The organism is Rhizobium sp. BK049, assembly GCF_014193135.1.
Taxonomy (GTDB): domain Bacteria; phylum Pseudomonadota; class Alphaproteobacteria; order Rhizobiales; family Rhizobiaceae; genus Rhizobium.
This window is the reverse complement of the sequence record NZ_JACHYV010000059.1, coordinates 1-4152: the sequence shown is the minus strand read 5'-3', so window position 1 is coordinate 4152 and position 4152 is coordinate 1. Positions and strand designations below refer to the sequence as shown.

Genomic DNA, 4152 nt, shown 5'->3' with positions numbered 1-4152 from the left:
TCATTCGAATAGGGTCGCGTCATGGATGCTGGCCTCCATTCCAGCATCCAGCATGAATCACAAATCTGCTGATTTGGGAATCCAGAACCGATTCCTATAAGCAATGATCCGCTCTAGCCTCTAATTGATCGGGGGAGGGAGGGCGTTCCCGTCAGTTGAACCGGATGATCGCGACCTCGCCATCAACCGCACCCTGATACGCCGAGGCGTGCGGCTCTTCCGCCGGAATTTCGGTCAGCATGCCGATCTGGTCGAGGTCGGCCTCGATGAAACCCTCCTCGGCAAGAGCGTTCAAGGCTTCGCGCACGGCGGTGTCGTCATCGGGCGCCTTCAGCAGGATGTGCAGGTCGATGCCTTCGCTGGCCTCGGACTCATAACCTTTGCCGATGATGATGAAGATCATCGGCCCGTCGAAATTATTGTCGTTATCAGGTGTCGTGATCATCGCCTGTCCTCGGTTCCTGGAGATTCGCATTGTCGAATCCGCTGAGAGGACCTAACGCCGCAATCGCTGATTCCTTAACCGCTTTTGCTGCAAGGCCCAAGTTTTTATCTTGGCGCACGTCCCTGAATGCGTCTAGAAGGATGAAAACAGGGCGTTCGGCCCGCATATCAAGGTGATGCGGCCAAGTTTATTTCTTAACTGGCCTTGACGGAACGGGTGGAAACCAGTAGTACCCCGCCCATCAGATCCCATGTGAGGCTTGGCTGTTTGGGGCGACGCGCCCTGAAATTCACCTCAAACAAGGTTCTAAACGCACGTTGAAGTCATGATGCTGCACGCATGACGCAGGTTTTTATGCGTCCTCTGCTCCTTGTGGTCCATCTGCGGAAGCGGATCGGGCCATATTTTGCGCATTGACGGAAAGCATGCGTCATTGCCGGAGACGGCGTGAGTTCAAGCCCGCAAGGGTACTGAGATAAACGTAAGGGATGGTTGAATGCCTACCGTAAACCAGCTGATCCGCAAGCCTCGCCAGGCGAACGTAAAGCGTAATAAGGTTCCCGCTCTCCAGGAGAACCCGCAGAAGCGCGGCGTTTGCACGCGCGTCTACACGACCACGCCGAAGAAGCCGAACTCGGCTCTGCGTAAGGTCGCAAAGATCCGCCTGACCAACGGCTTCGAAGTCATTGGTTACATCCCCGGCGAAGGTCACAACCTTCAGGAGCACTCCGTCGTCATGATCCGTGGCGGCCGCGTAAAGGACCTTCCGGGTGTCCGTTATCACATCATCCGCGGCGTTCTCGATACCCAGGGTGTCAAGAACCGCAAGCAGCGTCGCTCCAAGTACGGTGCGAAGCGTCCGAAGTAATTCGGATTTTGAATAATCCGGCGCTGCGCGAGGTCCTCCGCGTGATAAAGCGCCTTAACGGTTGAAGAGACGAAAAGTATGTCCAGACGTCATAAAGCAGAAAAGCGCGAGATCAATCCGGATCCGAAGTTCGGTGACCTCGTCGTGACCAAGTTCATGAATGCCATCATGCTCGATGGTAAGAAGTCCGTTGCTGAAAACATCGTCTACGGTGCGTTCGACGCCGTCCAGGGCAAGTCCAAGCAGGAGCCGCTTTCGGTTTTCCATTCTGCGCTCGACAACATTGCCCCGCACGTTGAAGTCCGCTCGCGCCGCGTCGGTGGTGCGACCTACCAGGTTCCGGTCGACGTCCGTCCGGAGCGCCGCCAGGCTCTCGCCATTCGCTGGCTGATTGCCGCTGCCCGCAAGCGCAACGAAACCACCATGATCGACCGTCTGTCCGGCGAACTGCTCGATGCGTCCAACAACCGCGGCTCCGCCGTCAAGAAGCGCGAAGACACGCACAAGATGGCTGACGCCAACCGCGCGTTCTCGCACTATCGCTGGTAATTCCGAACGGTATCGAAAGGCAGTCCACAATGGCTCGCGAATATAAGATCGAAGACTACCGCAATTTCGGTATCATGGCGCATATCGACGCCGGCAAGACCACGACTACCGAGCGTATCCTTTACTACACCGGCAAGTCGCACAAGATCGGCGAAGTCCACGACGGCGCAGCTACCATGGACTGGATGGAGCAGGAGCAGGAGCGTGGCATCACGATCACCTCTGCTGCCACCACGACCTTCTGGAAGGGCCGTGACGGCAAGATGCGCCGCTTCAACATCATCGACACTCCCGGCCACGTCGACTTCACCATCGAAGTCGAGCGTTCGCTGCGCGTTCTCGACGGTGCCATCGCGCTGCTCGACGCCAACGCCGGCGTTGAGCCGCAGACGGAAACCGTCTGGCGCCAGGCTGAGAAGTATCATGTTCCGCGGATGATCTTCTGCAACAAGATGGACAAGACCGGCGCTGACTTCTACCGCTCGGTTGAGATGATCAAAACCCGCCTCGGCGCCACCGCCGTCGTCATGCAGCTGCCGATCGGCGCTGAAAGCGACTTCAAGGGCGTTGTCGACCTGGTCGAGATGAACGCCCTGATCTGGCGCGACGAATCGCTCGGCGCCCAGTGGGACGTCGTCGAAATCCCGGATGACCTGAAGGCCAAGGCTGAAGAATATCGCGAAAAGCTGATCGAGACGGTTGTCGAGATCGACGAAGCTGCGATGGAAGCCTACCTTGAAGGCAACATGCCCGACAACGACAAGATCCGCGAACTCGTTCGCCGCGGCACCATCGACGTCAAGTTCCATCCGATGTTCTGCGGCACCGCCTTCAAGAACAAGGGCGTTCAGCCGCTGCTCGACGCCGTCGTCGACTACCTGCCGTCGCCGCTCGATATCCCGGCGATCAAGGGCATCGACTTCAAGACCGAAGCTGATATCGAGCGTCACGCAGACGACGCCGAGCCGCTTTCGATGCTGGCGTTCAAGATCATGAACGACCCCTTCGTCGGTTCGCTCACCTTCGCACGCATCTATTCCGGCAAGCTCGAAAAGGGCTCTTCGGTTCTGAACACGGTCAAGGACAAGCGCGAGCGCGTCGGCCGCATGCTGCAGATGCACTCCAACTCGCGTGAAGACATCGAAGAAGCCTTCGCAGGCGACATCGTTGCTCTCGCCGGCCTCAAGGAAACCACCACTGGCGATACGCTCTGCGATCCGCTGAAGCCGGTTATCCTCGAGCGCATGGAATTCCCCGAGCCGGTCATCCAGATCGCCATCGAGCCGAAGTCCAAGGGCGACCAGGAAAAGATGGGCCTCGCGCTCAACCGCCTGGCAGCTGAAGACCCGTCCTTCCGCGTAAAGACGGACCAGGAATCCGGCCAGACGATCATCGCCGGCATGGGCGAATTGCATCTCGACATCATCGTCGACCGCATGCGCCGCGAGTTCAAGGTCGAAGCAAACGTCGGTGCGCCGCAGGTTGCTTACCGCGAAACCATCACGCGCCAGACCGAAGAAGACTACACGCACAAGAAACAGACCGGTGGTACCGGCCAGTTCGCACGCGTCAAGATCATCTTCGAACCGAACCCGGAAGGCGAAGACTTCAAGTTCGAATCCAAGATCGTCGGCGGTGCCGTTCCGAAGGAATACATCCCGGGCGTTCAGAAGGGCATCGAAAGCGTTCTGTCTTCCGGTCCGCTGGCTGGCTTCCCGATGCTGGGCGTCAAGGCGACGCTTATCGACGGCGCCTTCCACGACGTCGACTCCTCGGTCCTGGCGTTCGAAATCGCTGCTCGCGCTTGCTTCCGTGAAGCAGCCAAGAAGGCCGGCGCTCAGCTCCTCGAGCCGATGATGAAGGTCGAGGTCGTCACCCCCGAAGATTATGTCGGTGATGTTATCGGCGACCTCAACTCCCGCCGTGGCCAGATCCAGGGTCAGGAAAGCCGTGGTATTGCGGTTGTCATCAGCGCCAACGTTCCGCTGGCCAACATGTTCAAGTACGTCGACAACCTGCGCTCCATGTCGCAGGGCCGTGCTCAGTACACGATGACCTTCGATCACTACGCGCCGGTCCCGTCGAACGTCGCAACCGAAATCCAGGCAAAGTATTCCGGTCAGAAGTGACCGGAATACCAATTGACCGATAACAAGAATTAGACCCCCTCGGGGACTAGCAAAACGGAGAGCCGAAAATGGCAAAGAGTAAGTTTGAGCGCAACAAGCCGCACGTCAACATCGGCACGATCGGCCACGTTGACCACGGCAAGACGTCTCTGACGGCAGCG

Annotated in this window: 5 protein-coding genes; 4 read left to right on the top strand and 1 reads right to left on the bottom strand. The window is 58.2% G+C overall.

Annotated elements, in window-relative coordinates:
* Positions 1 to 151: 151 nt before the first annotated feature.
* A complete protein-coding gene (locus FHT70_RS29905; RefSeq protein WP_085777819.1) occupies positions 152 to 445 on the bottom strand; it encodes a transcriptional regulator in 294 nt (97 codons plus the stop codon).
* A gap of 496 nt (positions 446 to 941) precedes the next feature.
* Here FHT70_RS29905 and rpsL point away from each other — a divergent pair, with 496 nt between their 5' ends.
* From rpsL to FHT70_RS29885, 4 genes are all read left to right on the top strand, one after another.
* A complete protein-coding gene (rpsL, locus tag FHT70_RS29900) occupies positions 942 to 1313 on the top strand; it encodes a 30S ribosomal protein S12 (protein ID WP_003547537.1) in 372 nt (123 codons plus the stop codon).
* Between the two features lie 78 nt (positions 1314 to 1391).
* Complete coding sequence (gene rpsG, locus FHT70_RS29895) at positions 1392 to 1862, top strand: 30S ribosomal protein S7 (protein ID WP_004669085.1); 471 nt, start codon at positions 1392 to 1394, stop codon at positions 1860 to 1862.
* Between the two features lie 29 nt (positions 1863 to 1891).
* Positions 1892 to 3991 carry an elongation factor G gene (gene fusA, locus FHT70_RS29890; RefSeq protein WP_085777820.1) on the top strand — a complete coding sequence of 700 codons (2100 nt, stop codon included), beginning with the start codon at positions 1892 to 1894 and terminating at the stop codon, positions 3989 to 3991.
* 68 nt (positions 3992 to 4059) lie between these two features.
* The coding region (locus tag FHT70_RS29885) for a GTP-binding protein (protein WP_018010120.1) at positions 4060 to 4152 on the top strand (93 nt) is incomplete at its 3' end.

Coding starts and splice junctions, on each gene's coding strand:
- FHT70_RS29905 (WP_085777819.1), bottom strand. CDS start 445: ATGATCACGACACCTGATAACGACAATAATTTCGACGGGCCGATGATC.
- rpsL (WP_003547537.1), top strand. CDS start 942: ATGCCTACCGTAAACCAGCTGATCCGCAAGCCTCGCCAGGCGAACGTA.
- rpsG (WP_004669085.1), top strand. CDS start 1,392: ATGTCCAGACGTCATAAAGCAGAAAAGCGCGAGATCAATCCGGATCCG.
- fusA (WP_085777820.1), top strand. CDS start 1,892: ATGGCTCGCGAATATAAGATCGAAGACTACCGCAATTTCGGTATCATG.